Annotated in this window: 11 protein-coding genes and 2 pseudogenes; 10 read left to right on the forward strand and 3 right to left on the reverse strand. The window is 66.6% G+C overall.

Annotated features, from left to right (window positions below):
• A partial coding sequence (locus tag ABFX45_RS44705; RefSeq protein ID WP_346137191.1) for a helix-turn-helix domain-containing protein occupies positions 1 to 370 on the reverse strand: 370 nt, incomplete at its 3' end.
• A 399-nt stretch (positions 371 to 769) separates the two neighbouring features.
• On the opposite strand from ABFX45_RS44705, the pseudogene ABFX45_RS44710 reads away from it, so the two are divergent.
• The 8 genes and pseudogenes from ABFX45_RS44710 to ABFX45_RS44745 all read left to right on the forward strand — a co-directional run.
• A pseudogene (locus tag ABFX45_RS44710) lies at positions 770 to 1,316 on the forward strand (flavodoxin-dependent (E)-4-hydroxy-3-methylbut-2-enyl-diphosphate synthase); the annotation flags it as partial.
• Positions 1,317 to 1,614: 298 nt separating this feature from the next.
• Positions 1,615 to 1,803 (forward strand): hypothetical protein, encoded by a 189-nt coding sequence (locus ABFX45_RS44715; protein WP_346137192.1) that lies wholly within the window; start codon positions 1,615 to 1,617, stop codon positions 1,801 to 1,803.
• A 67-nt stretch (positions 1,804 to 1,870) separates the two neighbouring features.
• Positions 1,871 to 2,959: a terpene synthase family protein gene (locus ABFX45_RS44720; protein WP_346137193.1), complete on the forward strand. Its 1,089-nt coding sequence runs from the start codon at positions 1,871 to 1,873 to the stop codon at positions 2,957 to 2,959.
• Positions 2,960 to 3,336: 377 nt separating this feature from the next.
• Positions 3,337 to 4,377 carry a family 2 encapsulin nanocompartment cargo protein polyprenyl transferase gene (locus ABFX45_RS44725; RefSeq protein WP_428834298.1) on the forward strand — a complete coding sequence of 347 codons (1,041 nt, stop codon included), beginning with the start codon at positions 3,337 to 3,339 and terminating at the stop codon, positions 4,375 to 4,377.
• Positions 4,378 to 4,417: 40 nt separating this feature from the next.
• Positions 4,418 to 5,659: a 4-hydroxy-3-methylbut-2-enyl diphosphate reductase gene (gene ispH, locus ABFX45_RS44730; protein WP_346137194.1), complete on the forward strand. Its 1,242-nt coding sequence runs from the start codon at positions 4,418 to 4,420 to the stop codon at positions 5,657 to 5,659.
• Positions 5,656 to 7,473 (forward strand): 1-deoxy-D-xylulose-5-phosphate synthase, encoded by a 1,818-nt coding sequence (locus ABFX45_RS44735; protein ID WP_346137195.1) that lies wholly within the window; start codon positions 5,656 to 5,658, stop codon positions 7,471 to 7,473. The genes ispH and ABFX45_RS44735 overlap by 4 nt, the downstream gene beginning before the upstream one ends.
• On the forward strand, positions 7,470 to 8,576 hold the full coding sequence (ispG, locus tag ABFX45_RS44740; protein ID WP_346137196.1) for a flavodoxin-dependent (E)-4-hydroxy-3-methylbut-2-enyl-diphosphate synthase: 1,107 nt from the start codon (positions 7,470 to 7,472) through the stop codon (positions 8,574 to 8,576). Before ABFX45_RS44735 ends, ispG begins: the two co-directional genes overlap by 4 nt.
• A 530-nt stretch (positions 8,577 to 9,106) precedes the next feature.
• Positions 9,107 to 9,985: a terpene synthase family protein gene (locus tag ABFX45_RS44745; protein WP_346137197.1), complete on the forward strand. Its 879-nt coding sequence runs from the start codon at positions 9,107 to 9,109 to the stop codon at positions 9,983 to 9,985.
• Here ABFX45_RS44745 and ABFX45_RS44750 read toward each other — a convergent pair.
• A complete protein-coding gene (locus ABFX45_RS44750; RefSeq protein ID WP_346137198.1) occupies positions 9,878 to 10,930 on the reverse strand; it encodes a hypothetical protein in 1,053 nt (350 codons plus the stop codon). The two genes, ABFX45_RS44745 and ABFX45_RS44750, sit on opposite strands and share 108 nt — an antisense overlap.
• A gap of 325 nt (positions 10,931 to 11,255) precedes the next feature.
• Between ABFX45_RS44750 and ABFX45_RS44755 the strand changes: the two genes are divergently transcribed.
• Entirely contained in the window at positions 11,256 to 11,873 is a 618-nt protein-coding gene (locus tag ABFX45_RS44755) for a hypothetical protein (protein ID WP_346137199.1), read from the forward strand.
• Positions 11,874 to 12,062: 189 nt separating this feature from the next.
• A complete protein-coding gene (locus ABFX45_RS44760) occupies positions 12,063 to 12,698 on the forward strand; it encodes an IS5 family transposase (protein WP_346137200.1) in 636 nt (211 codons plus the stop codon).
• Here the strand turns inward: ABFX45_RS44760 and ABFX45_RS44765 are convergent.
• Positions 12,695 to 13,684: pseudogene (locus tag ABFX45_RS44765) on the reverse strand (IS256 family transposase). The gene ABFX45_RS44760 and the pseudogene ABFX45_RS44765 overlap by 4 nt on opposite strands.
• Positions 13,685 to 13,963: the final 279 nt, after the last annotated feature.

Raw genomic sequence — 13,963 nt, forward strand, 5'->3', positions numbered from 1 at the left:
GGTCTTCCGGGCCCTCGGGCGTTTTCTGCGCAGCAGCGCCTGGTTGTGAGCCCACCATGGTTGGTAGCGGCCGTCTGATTTGCTGTTGCGGTCGATCTCCCGGTAGACGGTAGACGGTCTGGAAGCTCTTGCCGATCGAGGCGGCGATGTCCTTGATCGACTGCTTGGCCTGCAGGCCGTCGGCGACGGCGATCCGCTCGTCCTGGGTGAGGAAACGGGGTGAGATCGGGCCGGGATCGTCGACGAGCACCCCGCCAGCATCGAGGAACCACAGCGATCCGCAGCTGGCCGACACACCGACCACGCGAGCGGCCGCCGCGCCCTTCATACCCTGTTTGATCAGCTCGAAATACTGCCTTTTGACCGACATCGGCAACTTGTTGTGAGCCCGTGGTGGACCTCCTTGACTTTCTCGGTTATCACCGCGTCGCGAACGCGCGTGCGAGAACGGGCGTAGTCAGCGATCAGAGGGAGAGGCGATCGTTCCGCAATGCCCCGATGTCAAGCCGCCTGCCGCAGGTTTTTCTCGGCGACTTGGCCGACGCGCGGACCGGGTGGTCGCCGACGCACCTGGGATCCGGCGCCGGTCACAAGTTCCCACTTGTCACGTCGGTGACGGACAGTGCTGTCGATCTCGTTTGAGCTGGCACGACCGTGTCAAACGTTCACACCATCGCCGGGTCGATGCCGATCTTCACTTCTATCACAATGGGCGAGGCGCCTATCACGATCTGTGACCCCGGCACCATGCCCGAGAAGGGTAGCGGTCATGGGCTCAAATCCTCCCCGAAGACTCACCGGGCAACTCCGCGTCGGACCGGTCCCGGTGGGCAGTGACCATCCGATCTCCGTACAGTCGATGACCACCACCGTCACCGCGAACATCGACACTGCAGCAGATCGCCGAGCTCACCGCCGCCGGCTGCGGCATCGTCCGCGCCACCGTTCCCTCCCAGGACGACGCCGACGCACTCAAGGTCATCGTGGCCAAGTCCAAGATCTTGTTCATCGCCGACATCCGCTTCCAGCCCAGGTACGTCTTCGCCGTCATCGACGCCGGCCGCGTCGGCGTGCGGGTCCATCCGGGCGACATCGAGAAGTCCGGCGACAAGGTCCGCGAGACCGCCGCGGCAGCACGCGACCGCGGCACACCGATCCGCATCGGCGTCAACGCCGGGTCGTTCAATCTGCGGCTGCTGCCCAAACACGGCAGGGGCACCCCCGAGGCGCTGGTGGAGTCGGCGCTGTGGGAGGCGTCTCTGTTCGCCGAACACGACCTCCACGACATCAAGAACAGCGTCAAGCACCACGACCCGCAGGAGCACAAGATCGTGGAGACGTTGCTGGCGCACACCACACGGCTCGCCGAACAGGCTGACGCCGAGTCAGCCGGCACAGGGGCCGTCGTGAACAGCACCGCAGTCGATCAGTCGCCGCTCACATCAGCCCACAGCAATACCCATTCACCGCAAGGATCTGCCGTGTGCGGATGCCGATATATCGCCTCATGTCCTGACGCAGGCCTTACTCGATGTCGTTGATCAGCACACCGCACGAAGTGCGCTGACCGAAGATGTCGACCCACACAACGACGTTCCGACCGAAGGAGCCATCGTGACTTCTCGAGCACCGGACATCCTCATGGCTCCGGCCGGTACGAGCCGGAGTCCCACCCGGTACTCCGCAGGTTTCCGCCTCGCTCGCGTGGTACTCCAGATCGCCACAGGACATGCGATCGAACTGGTGGACCTCACCGGCCAGATCGCGGCCGCAGTGGCCGACAGCGGCCTGGATTCCGGCTGAGCGACCTGCTCGCGTTTCTGATGAACCGCAGCGCTTAGCGCACCCGAACAGGGAGAAGGCTGACCCGATGGTCCACGCCGGCCACAACGCGCAGAACCGCCCGGACAGCGAGTGCTCCGATGCGTCTCGGACGGTGCCGGCCACGACAAGGCTGGCCGTGGTAGAAAACGAATTCACCCGGCATTGGCATCCCTATCGCTGGCAACTGCGGGAGACGACGCTGCAGTGGATCGTCGAGCAGCGGCTGATTTCCGATGATGTGGTCAACACCTACAGCGAGGATCTGCTCTGCTACACCGACCTGATCGCCGGCTACTACGTCGGTGACTCCTCCTCGGTCGTGCAGGCGATCGCGGACTTCAGCGCCTGGTTCTTCCTCTGGGACGACCGGCACAGCATCGACGTGCGGCATCGTCGTGATCAGCAGTGGTGGCAGTTGAGCGCGGAGCTGCGGCAGTCGCTGCGGCACCCGGCTCAGCACCGGGATCATCCTGAGCCGCTGGTAGCGGCGTTCGCAGACTCGGTCGGCCGGATCTTCGGCCAGCTCGGGCAGGCATGGGATGAGCGGTTCGCCGAACACATGGACGGGATTTTCGTCGCCTACGACCGCGAATATCGCAATCTGATAGTAAACCAAGTTCCCACCGTCGCGGACTACCTGCAACTCCGACGCTGGACGTTCGGCCACGACGTGTGGATCGACCTGCTGGAACTGACCGCCGGCTGTGAGCTTCCGCCGTCCATCCAACTTGACGACACCTATCAGCGGGCGGCGCATGCCAGCCAGGAGTTCGCGTCCAGCTACAACGATCTGTGCTCCATGCCCAAGGAAATCGCCGCGGGCGACATACACAACCTCGGGATCTGCTTCATGCATCACGAAGGGCTCGATGAGGAGCAGGCCCAAGCGGCCGTCCGGCTGCATGTCATCGACTGCATCACCCGATTCGGGCAAGCAGAAAGCGAGATACCAGCGCTGTGGAACGCCGGGCGATGCACACGCAAGATACGGACCGCTGTGGAGTCTTGCGTGTTCAACATGCGCAACTGGATCTCCTCGACGTACTGGTTCCACCACGAATCAAGTCGCTACCGCCCACAGGACTGGGACAACCCCGCGTGGCCTCCCTACCTCAACACTGGAGGTGTCTCATGACCGGCCCCACTCCGCCACTCGTTGGCGGCGCCACTCCTGTTCTGGGTCACATCGTTCCGCTCGTGCGCCCACCCACTGCGGTTCCTGTGCGAAATGCATGATCACGGTGACGTGCTCACGATCCGCCTCGGGCCGAAATGTCTGTATGCGCTATTTTCCACTCAGTCCCGGATGTGCTCGCCGGGCGGGTGATGGTGCAGGTTCCCCGCGCTGGCGTAGCGCGTGGTCAGGTCCAGAGTGTGAAACATGGCCGAACGTTTGACACGTTGGTAGGTCGTGGCGCCTTTCCGTGGCGCCCGATTCGGTGCCTACTGGACCTGATGCCCAACGTCGCCCGGTGGCCGGGCGGCGGCCTGGGGTGGGTGGAGGTGTAGGTCGTGGTGGGTGTGGGGAGGCTGGCGGGTGCACGCGCCGGCGGCGAGGTGCTGGGGTGGGGTCGTGCGGCGGTTGATCCGGTTCTGCGTTCGGTGGTGGACGGGTTACCGGGGTCGATGCGGCGCGTCGCCGGTTATCACTTCGGCTGGTGGGACGAGCACGGTGATCCGCTGGATGCCTCAGGTGGTAAGGCGTTGCGGCCCGTGCTGGTGCTGCTGACGGCCGAGGCTGTCGGGGGTGATCCGGTTGCCGCGGCGCCCGCGGCCGCGGCGGTGGAGTTGGTGCACAACTTCTCGCTGCTGCACGACGACGTGATGGACGGGGATCTCACCCGCCGCCACCGGCCGACCGCGTGGAGCGTGTTCGGTGCCAGCGCGGCGATTCTCGCCGGTGACGCGTTGCTGACAGCGGCATTGGACGTGCTGGCCGCGAGCGGGCATCCCTCCGCAGTCGCAGGCATGCGAGTGCTCGGCGGTGCGGTGCAGGAGCTCATCGACGGGCAGAGCGCGGATCTGGCATTCGAACGCCGCGGCGATGTCACGGTGGCCGAGTGCGTGGCGATGGCTGAGGGCAAGACCGCCGCACTGCTGGGCGCCGCGTGCGCCCTCGGTGGCCTGTTCGGCGGTGCCGACGCGGGTGTGGTGACGTCGTTGCGTGCGTTCGGGCGGCTGGTGGGTCTGGCGTTCCAGCACGTCGACGATCTGCTGGGTATCTGGGGAGATCCGGCGGTCACGGGCAAGCCGGTGCACGCGGATCTGCGGACCCGTAAGAAGTCCCTGCCGGTGGTCGCCGCGCTCAACTCCGGCAGCCCGCCGGGCGAGGAGTTCGCTGCCCTGTACCGCCAAGACGGGCCGCTGGCCGACGCTGATCTGGTCCGGGCGGCGGACCTGGTTGACGCCGCGGGTGGGCGCGCCTGGAGCCGGGCGCAGGCCGACGAGCTGCTGGACCACGCGCTGGAACGCCTGCGGTTCGCCGCTCCGGATTCGCGGGTGGGTGTCGAGCTCGCCGCCCTGGCCCGGCTCGCCGCCCACCGCGATCACTGACTTCTGATACAGGCCCCAACCGCTTTGGGGAGGTCACTGGATGAACACGTCTGTTCCCGCGGACTCGGTGCTGGTGGCCGATCGGCTGCTGATCCCCGGTCAGCCCTCGATCTGGTGCCACGCCGCTGAGGCCGTGCTCGGTGACCTGCGGCGACGCGGTGTCACGCCGATCAGCGGCCCGCTGCCCGTGCTGGACGGCACCGATCGGCGCTCTCCTCGTCCGATGAGCTTCACCGCGGTGCTGCCCGCTGCCGGCAACCAGGTCGGGCTCGGGTTGTCGGCAGCGGCGCACGACCCGGTCGGCCAGGCGATCGCCGCCACCACGCTGGCGACCTGGCTGGCGGTGGTCCGGCCGCGGACGGTGCTGCTGGCCTCACCGCGGTCGTTTTGCGCGGGTGTCGACCGGGCGATCGAGATCGTGCAGCGGTTGCTGGAGCAGCGGGACGGCCCGATCTATGTGCGCAAGGAGATCGTGCACAACATCCACGTGGTCGCCGGCCTGCGGACCGCGGGCGCGGTGTTCGTCGACGAACTGGACGCCGTTCCCGACGGGGCGACGGTGGTGTTCTCCGCGCACGGCGTGTCCCCCGCGGTGCGGGCGCAGGCAGCGCGCCGCGGCATGGAGGTCATCGACGCGACCTGTCCGCTGGTGACCAAGGTGCACGCCGAAGCACGCAGGTTCGCCGGCCGCGGGGACACTGTGGTGCTGATCGGGCACGCCGGGCACGAGGAGGTCGAAGGCACCCTCGGTGAAGCACCTGAGCGCACCGTGCTGGTGGAAACCGTCGACGACGTGGACAACCTGGTCGTCGACAATCCGGCACAGGTCTCCTACCTGACGCAGACCACGCTCGCGGTTGACGAGACCACCGAGGTCATCAAGGCGCTGCGTGCCCGGTTCCCGGCGCTGCGCGGCCCCGCCTCGGACGACATCTGCTACGCCACCACCAACCGGCAAGACGCACTGAAGGCCATCACCACCGAGGCCGACCTGGCGCTGGTGGTCGGCTCGGCGAACTCGTCGAACTCACAGCGGCTGGTCGAACTCGCCCAGCGGTGCGAGACGTCGGCGTATCTGATCGACGACGCGGGCGACATCCGGCCGGAGTGGCTGGCCGGTGCCGGCAAGATCGCGGTGACCGCAGGGGCTTCCGCGCCGTCGCACCTGGTCGAGGCGGTCATCACCACCCTGGGCGGGCTGGGGCCGGTCACCGTCATCGAACACGAAACCAGCAGAGAGATCCAGCACTTCGGCCTGCCCATCACCGTGAGGCGATCATGACTACCGCACTGCTGGAGAACCTCGCCGATCCCGCCGCGTTGCGCGCACTGCCCGCCACGGCGCTGCCCGCGCTGGCCGCCGACATCCGCGCGTTCCTCGTCGACAAGGTCTGCCGGACCGGCGGTCACCTGGGGCCGAACCTGGGGGTCGTGGAGCTGAGCATCGCGTTGCACCGAGTGTTCGACTCCCCGCGCGACGTGCTGCTGTTCGACACCGGGCACCAGGCCTACGTGCACAAGATCCTCACCGGGCGGCGCGCCGGCTTCGACACCCTGCGCAAGACCGGCGGGCTGTCCGGCTACCCCTCGCGCGCCGAGTCCGCTCACGACATGATCGAGAACTCGCACGCCTCCACCGCACTGTCCTATGCGGACGGTCTGGCGAAGGCGTTCACGCTGCGCGGGCAAGCGGATCGGCGGGTGGTCGCGGTGGTCGGCGACGGGGCCATGACCGGCGGCATGTGCTGGGAAGCGCTCAACAACATCGCCGCGGCACCGCAGCGTCCAGTGATCATCGTGCTCAACGACAACGGCCGCTCGTACTCGCCGACCATCGGTGGCTTCGCTCATCACCTCGCCGAGCTCCGGCGATGCCGGGACGATCGGCTGCGCGCGTGGACCCGCGAGTCCGGGCAGAACCTGTTCGCCGGTCTCGGCCTGGCCTACCTCGGCCCGGTCGACGGGCACGACACCGCGCAGCTGGAAGGCGCGTTGCGCCGGGCGACGGCGCTGCGGCGACCGGTCCTGGTGCACGTCACCACGACCAAGGGCAAGGGATACCAGCCCGCCGAGCAGGACGAGGAAGACTGCCTGCACGCCGTAGGTGTCGTCGATCCCGCCGCCGGCAAGCCGAACGCGCACGTCCGCCCCACCTGGACGTCGGTGTTCGCCGACGAGATCGCCGCGATCGGCGCCGAACACGACCACGTCGTGTGCCTGACCGCCGCCATGCTCCACCCCACCGGCCTCGGCGCCTTCGCCGAGCGCTTCCCCAACAGGGTTTTCGACGTCGGGATCGCCGAGCAGCACGCCGTCACCTCCGCCGCCGGTCTGGCCATGGGCGGACTGCACCCCGTGGTCGCGATCTACTCGACGTTCCTGTCCCGCGCGTTCGACCAACTGCTGCTCGACGTCGCCCTGCACCGGCTCCCGGTGACCTTCGTCCTGGACCGCGCCGGGATCACCGGCCCGGACGGCCCCAGCCACCACGGCATGTGGGACGCCTCCGTCCTCCCGGTCGTGCCGGGACTACGCCTGGCCGCGCCCCGCGACCCCGCCCGCCTGCGCCAATTGCTGCGCGAAGCGGTCGCCGTGCATGACGGCCCCACGGTGGTTCGCTACCCGAAAACCACGGCCGGACCAGACATCCCGGCGGTCCGCCGGATCGGACACAGCGACGTGCTGCGCGAGACACCCGCAGCCCAGACGCTGATCGTCGCCGTCGGCCCACTCGCCGCACCCTGCCTGGCGGCCGCCGACGAACTCGCCGCACAGGGCATCGACGTCACCGTCGTCGACCCGCGCTGGACCGCGCCACTGGACCCGGAACTGCTCAGGCTCGCCGCGCGACACCGGCTCGTGCTCGCGGTGGAGGACACCACGGCCACCGGCGCGCTCGGTGCCCGTCTCGCGCAGGCACTGGCCGCCATCGGCGCCACCACCTGCGCGGCGACCTTCGCGCTGCCCGCCCGGTTCCTGCCGCACGCCACCCGCGACCACATCCTGCACACCCACGGCCTCGACGCCGAAGGCATCGCCACCACCGTGCTCAAGCGCCTCGCGACCATCCACCAGCACGAGGAAGCCACGCGATGACAGCAGTCAACCTCGGCATGCTCGCCACGACGGTCCGCCCGAGACACCGCACCCGCCAGATCATGGTCGGTCATGTCCCGGTGGGAGGAGACGCGCCGGTGTCGGTGCAGTCCATGACCACCACACCCACCGCCGACATCGACGCCACCCTGCAACAAATCGCCGAACTCACCGCCGCCGGCTGCCAAATCGTCCGTGTCGCCGTCCCCTCTCAGGACGACGCCGACGCACTACCCACCATCGCCGCCAAGTCGCCCATCCCCGTCGTCGCCGACATCCACTTCCAGCCCCGCTACGTCTTCGCCGCCATCGACGCCGGCTGCGCCGCGATCCGGGTCAATCCCGGCAACATCAAGAAGTTCGACGACAAGGTCAAACAGATCGCCGCCGCCGCCACCGCCGCGAAAGTCCCGATCCGGATCGGGGTGAACGCAGGGTCCCTCGATCCTAGGCTGCTGGCCAAACACGGCCACGCCACCCCTGAAGCTCTGGTGGAGTCCGCGCTGTGGGAGTGCTCCCTGTTCGAGGAACACGGCTTCCGCGACCTGAAAATCTCGGTCAAGCACCATGACCCGCTGGTGATGATCGCCGCCTACCGGCTGCTCGCCCAACGCTGCGACTACCCCCTCCACCTCGGCGTCACCGAAGCCGGACCACCACCACAGGGCACCGTCAAATCCGCCGTCGCCTTCGGTGTCCTGCTGAGCGAGGGCATCGGCGACACGATCAGGGTTTCCCTGTCCGCCCCGCCGGTGGAAGAGGTCAAGATCGGCGCCCAGATCCTCGCGTCGCTGGGACTGCGTCCCCGCAAGCTGGAGATCGTCTCCTGCCCCTCGTGCGGACGCGCCCAGGTCGACGTCTACACCCTCGCCGCCAAGGTCGAAGCCGCCTTCGACGGATTCCCGCACCCGCTGCGAGTCGCGGTCATGGGCTGTGTGGTCAACGGCCCCGGCGAAGCACGAGAAGCCGACCTCGGCGTCTCCTGCGGCAACGGCAAAGGACAAATCTTCGTCAAAGGCGAGGTGATCAAAACCGTCCCCGAGCACCAGATCGTCGAGACCCTCGTCGACGAGGCACTCAGGATTGCTCGGGCAACGCACTAGTCGAATGACTGTGCCCGCCGGTTCCTGGTGGATGTGAGTTCACGGTGTGAGGAGTAGCAGCGCGCTTGTCGGTCAACAGATGCCCCCCGCATCGGGGACTCCGACTGGAGCACTAGAGGCGCTATGACGCTGATAGCGCGAAGATCTTGGCGTCCAGATGGTGTATCGACTGAGTTGATCGAGCGATCATGGAGTGGGCAGTGGTGCACTTTCAGGCAACAGAGCGGTTACGCGGGGCCGACGGGCACGGTCGCCCCCGTCCGCGACGCGCTGAGCCTGACAGCACGGTGTGGCCCACGACCAGCGGAACCTTGGGTGTTACGGCCATCCGGGTTTGTGAGGTTGCCCGTTCGGGCAAGCAGCCTCAAATGCAGGTACAAGGTGACCCGCCAAGCGGTCTAGGCCGAACGTTGACGGAATTACGTTACGCACTCTCCGAGAGAATCTCACTTCTTGGTGGTGACACGGTGCACGATGGACTTCTGGAAATCTGGTGCCCCTACAAGGCTCGAATTAACACGTTTGTTTCAGTGGCGGATGTCGAAAATCGACTATTCGAGTGGGCGGTGGGCGCTGACCTGCTCGGTACACCCGAACTCCGGAGCAGGTTCCAACAGGCACGGTTCGGGGAATGCGCCGCATACGTCTACCCCGACGCACCGGACCTGTTGATCTATGCGAAATGGTGCGCTTGGCTGTTCATCGCGGACGACGAGTTCGACGAGAACCGGGCGCCACAGGAGGGAGGCATCGACAAGGGCGTCCTTGGCTTCCTCCCGCTGGACGGAGCGCCACCAACTGAACCGACCAGCGCGGTGACCAGGGCATTGGTCGAACTGTGGGCCGAGATCAGCCGAGAGATGAGCGCCGAACTCCGCGGCCGCTTTCGGCATCACGTGGACCAGTACTGCCGCTCGTACGGAAGCGAGATGAGCAGGGCCCGCACGGGGACCGCACCTTCTCTCGCGGCTTACATCGACTTGCGGCGCGACAGTGGGGCGGTGGAGACCTGCATCGACCTCATCGAGCGCCAGAAGGCGGCCGCCGTGGCCGTCACACGGGAGACGGGCCCCATGATCACCATGCTGCGCGCCGCAACCAACGACATCGTTTGCTGGAGCAATGATGTGGCTTCGGTGGGCAAGGAGGTGGGTCACGGCGAGCTGAACAACCTGGTCGCTGTGCTACGCCAGGAAACCGACTCCGATTGGGAGAAGGCGGAGGTGCTCGCCGCCCGCATGGCGTCGACGCGGACGCGCGACTTCGACGCCCTCCAGCACAAGCTGCTCAGCACTGACCGCTCACCCGAGACGGCGATGTTCGTCAAGGGGCTCAAGCATTGGATCACCGGAAGCCTCGCTTGGCATCTGACCTCTCCGAGGTATGCCCGAAAACTCGCCGAGATGTGACCGACCACACCGAACTGACGTTCCGCGGTCCGGCCGCCGTGCCGACCGTTCTGCTTCGCGTTCAACGAGAAGGCGCCCATTAGGCACCCTCGCCATCAGGTTCTGCCGCGACGACAGTATCCCCTGTTCCATCGCCAATCGGTACACGCGTTGCAGCGCGTAGTACGTGTGATGTACTGCGCCGACGCCGTCGGCATGGTTATGGCGCCGTTGTGCAATGGCGCGGACGTGCTCGTACAGTTCCTCCACATCGCGTGGGGTCAGCTCGTGCAGTCTGCGCGTGCTCCAGCATGTAACGATCGTGTTCCAGTAGGCGCGCAAGGTGATCTGCGTCGCGGGGGACGTCGCGGCGCGCACCAGCGGCATGAACTGCTCGAAGGTCGGTATGTTCTGTGGTCTCGCGGCAGCCACGAGTTCTTCCGGCTCCACGTTCAAGTGCTGCATCATCTGGACCAACGCCTGCACGTCGGCCTGAGTGCTACTCACGGCCATCACCCGAACCTGCCGCGCCCTGGGCCCGGTTGCCGCATGGGACCCACGCCCGGATGAGAGTTCGCCGTCGTTACCATCGCCAGTAGTGTCGGCGGTCGTCGGAACTTCGAGACCGGGCCGCGCGCCAGCGGGACGCATCCGCTCCACGATCCTTCTGGGATCGGGTAGCGCTTGGTCCAGGGTCTCCAGGTTGTGCAGTACCACGGCGGACATCGGCGGTACCGCCACCACCAGTACCGGGCCGCCGGCGCCATAGCCGCACCAGCGCCGCAATGGCGCGGGTACCAGCACCATGTTGCGGGAGGTCAGCGCCCAAGCGCCTTCCTCGTCACGGCGTACGACGATTTCGTGGCCGTCGCCCACACCGATGTCAACGCGTGTTCCCCGTACCCAGCCCAACTGCGAGAACAGCTGCTGGTCGCTGAGCCTGCCGTCGGAGTCGAGCACCACCACCGCGTAGCGCCGTCGATGCTGGGGCTTCCTGGGCCCGCTGGGCATTTCGCCGGGGCCAGGACTCTCCGTCCGCCTCAGGTCCAGTGCGCGTCGCTGGTGCGATGGCCTGGACGAGCCCGAGAGACCGTTCGCGGGTGCAACGCCGGATGCGGCGGCTCGATCGGCGGCGGCGTAGCCGAACTCGAGCGCTGGGACGATTCCGTCACTCATGGGCGTCCCCGCCGTACTGATCGTCGGAGAGGGCCCGGGGTGTGTTCCGTGCGACTTCCACAGGGTCGCACGGGCGGTCGAAGTGCCGCTGCTACGGGATCTGTCCCGGATGTGGGTGTCGAAGCAGCGCTCATGCCCCGGCGACGCCTCACCCAGAACACCACTGCCCGCGGCCACAATCCAGCCACGCCGACAGCAGCACGAACTGATCAACACGCTGGTCACGGCGACCGACTGGCCACTGCGCGAACGCCTCATCGCGCTGCTGGCATTGCTCTACGCCCAGCCTCTCAGCCGGATCACCCGCCTGCGGCGCACCGACATCACGATCATCGGTCCCGAGGTCTTCATCCGGCTCGGTGACCCACCCGCCCCGCTGCCGCCACCACTGGACGACATGACCCGCCGGCTCCTCGAACACCGCAACACCTACCGGGGCCCGAACGCCAACACCGACTGGCTATTCCCAGGCAAACGTCCCGAACAGCCCATCACGCCGGGCACGCTCAACAACCGCTTCTCCAAACTTGGAATGCCGATCCAACTCGGCCGAACCACCGCCCTGCGGGAACTCCTGCACACCACCCCGAGTCCCGTGGTCGCCTCCATGCTCGGAATCCACCCCGACACCACCGCTCGAATAGCAGCCGAAGAAGGCATCACCTGGAGCCGCTACGCCAGCTCTCGACAGGCCCGAAATGGCTCTCACAACGCGGGAATCCATGACAGTTGAAAACATGAGCTCACCAGTAATCCCCCAAAAACCCGTGAGTTCAGCGAGAGCGAAGGTTCCTCATCGGGAATCCAAGGGTCTGTCACCGCCAGAGCCAGGGCTCGATCCCTGGGTTCGAGGCTAAGAGGGCATCTGATCTTGATTTGGGGCGCTCTGTCCGTTTGGCGATCCCTCTAAAGTTGATCAACTGTGAGCCCTCGGCGTGCGTACCCCAGTGACCTGTCCGATGCTCGGTGGGCGTTGATCGAGCCGGCGCTGACGGCGTGGCGTGCTGCCCGGCGTGGGCCGGGAGCCGCGGCGCGGGTGCACGACTTGCGGGAGATCGTGAACGCGATCCTGTACGTGTGCCGGACCGGGATCGCGTGGGCGTATCTGCCGCACGACTTCCCGCCCTACAAGACGGTCTACGACTACTACGCCAAGTGGGAGGCTGACGGTACCACCGAAGCGTTACACGAGCTACTGCGAAACCAGGTCCGAGTCGCAAGTGGACGAGAAGACACTCCGACTGCTGCGATCCTCGACTCGCAGAGTGTGAAAACCTCCTGCAATGTCAACGAATCCAGCCAGGGCATCGATGCGGGTAAGAAGATCAAGGGGCGTAAGCGGCACATCGCCACCGGTGTACTGGGGCTCTTGCTTGTTGTGATCGTCACTGCCGCATCGGTTCAGAACTCCGTTGGCGGGCAAGAGGTTCTCGATTGCCTCACTGTTGACCACCCGACCGTGTCGAAGGTATGGGTGGACGGTGGCTACAACACCGCAGTGGTCCGACACGGAGCCCAGCGGAGAAATCGTCAAGACCTGTGGACGAAGATCTTTTAGGCGGCTGATGCCGGGGTGTGTTCGTCGGGTCGTTCGACGAGTGTGCCGTTCTCGAAGCGGGCGCCGGCTCGGACGAGGGCGACCAGTTGCGGGGCGTTGACCGCGCGCCAGCGGGCCTGGGCCGACTCGAGGAGCTTGAGCGCCATCGCCAGCCCGGCGGCCCGCGTGCCCGGTCCTTTGGTGACTTTGGTGCGGTGGCGCACGGTGGCGAAGGTCAACTCGATCGGGTTCGTGGTGCGCAGGTGGATCCAGTGCTCGGCCGGATAGTCGTAGAACGCGAGCAACTCCTCGACGTCGTCGGTGATCTTAGCGGTGGCCTTGGGGAACTTCGCGCCATAGGCGGCGTCGAACGCTGTCACCGCGTCCAGGGCGTGCCGCTTGTCCTCGGCGTTCCAGATCTCCGCGAGGGCCTTCTTCGCACCGGGCTGCGCGGACTTCGGCAGCGCGGCCAGCACGTTGCCGATCTTGTGGAACCAGCAGCGCTGTTCGCGGGTGTCGGGGAAGACCTCGCGTAGCGCGCCCCAGAACCCGAGTGCCCCGTCGCCGACCGCGAGCACCGGGGCACGCATGCTGCGGCGGGCGCAGTCGCGCAGCAGATCGCCCACGACTCGGTGGACTCGCGGTAGCCGTCGGCCAGGGCGACGAGTTCCTTGCGGCCGTCGGCGCGGACGCCGATCATCACCAGGAGGCAGAGTTTGTGTTCCTCCAAGCGGATGTTGACGTGGATCCCGTCCGCCCACGACCCGCGGCACGGTCACCTCGACCGCCCCGGCGCTGGTGAGCATCTCGCGGGGCTGGTGGTAGCCGTTACGCACCACCAGCCGATGACCGTGCTCGTCGAGTTCCTCACGGAACCGGGCGATGTAAGCGTCCACCTCGGCCTGCACCGCCTCGGCCAGCATCCGCCGCGCACCCTCGCGCACCAACTCATCGATCAACGAACCGGAGGAACCCGGACGGTCATTACCCGATGCCGGGTCAGGCACTACGCTCCAGCATGGGGCCGTACCTTCCCAACCGACGCGCCAACGTCGGCTTGCTTGAGACCAGTTACTCGATCACCGGGAAGGTACGCCCCTCCCCGGCCGATCCACGGGTTTCAAGGATTCCTCCCGTCGCACCGACGTTCGCCGGTGTTGTCAACTCCCGTGCTTTTGGCGAGCAGCAGCTCATGCCGCTGGTACATCCGGGTTTCACCGTTCCGCCGTTGGTGTTCCGGTTCAAACGACGACCGCAAGGGCGCAGTGCGCACAAGTAAGCTCACC

The sequence above is a fragment of the Lentzea roselyniae genome (genome assembly GCF_039537795.1).
Lineage (GTDB): Bacteria > Actinomycetota > Actinomycetes > Mycobacteriales > Pseudonocardiaceae > Lentzea > Lentzea atacamensis.

What these genes read in the sequence shown, in the direction of transcription:
- ispH (WP_346137194.1), top strand. Translation starts at nt 4,418, where the DNA reads ATGAACACGTCTGTTCCCGCGGACTCGGTGCTGGTGGCCGATCGGCTG.
- ABFX45_RS44735 (WP_346137195.1), top strand. Translation starts at nt 5,656, where the DNA reads ATGACTACCGCACTGCTGGAGAACCTCGCCGATCCCGCCGCGTTGCGC.
- ispG (WP_346137196.1), top strand. Translation starts at nt 7,470, where the DNA reads ATGACAGCAGTCAACCTCGGCATGCTCGCCACGACGGTCCGCCCGAGA.
- ABFX45_RS44720 (WP_346137193.1), top strand. Translation starts at nt 1,871, where the DNA reads ATGGTCCACGCCGGCCACAACGCGCAGAACCGCCCGGACAGCGAGTGC.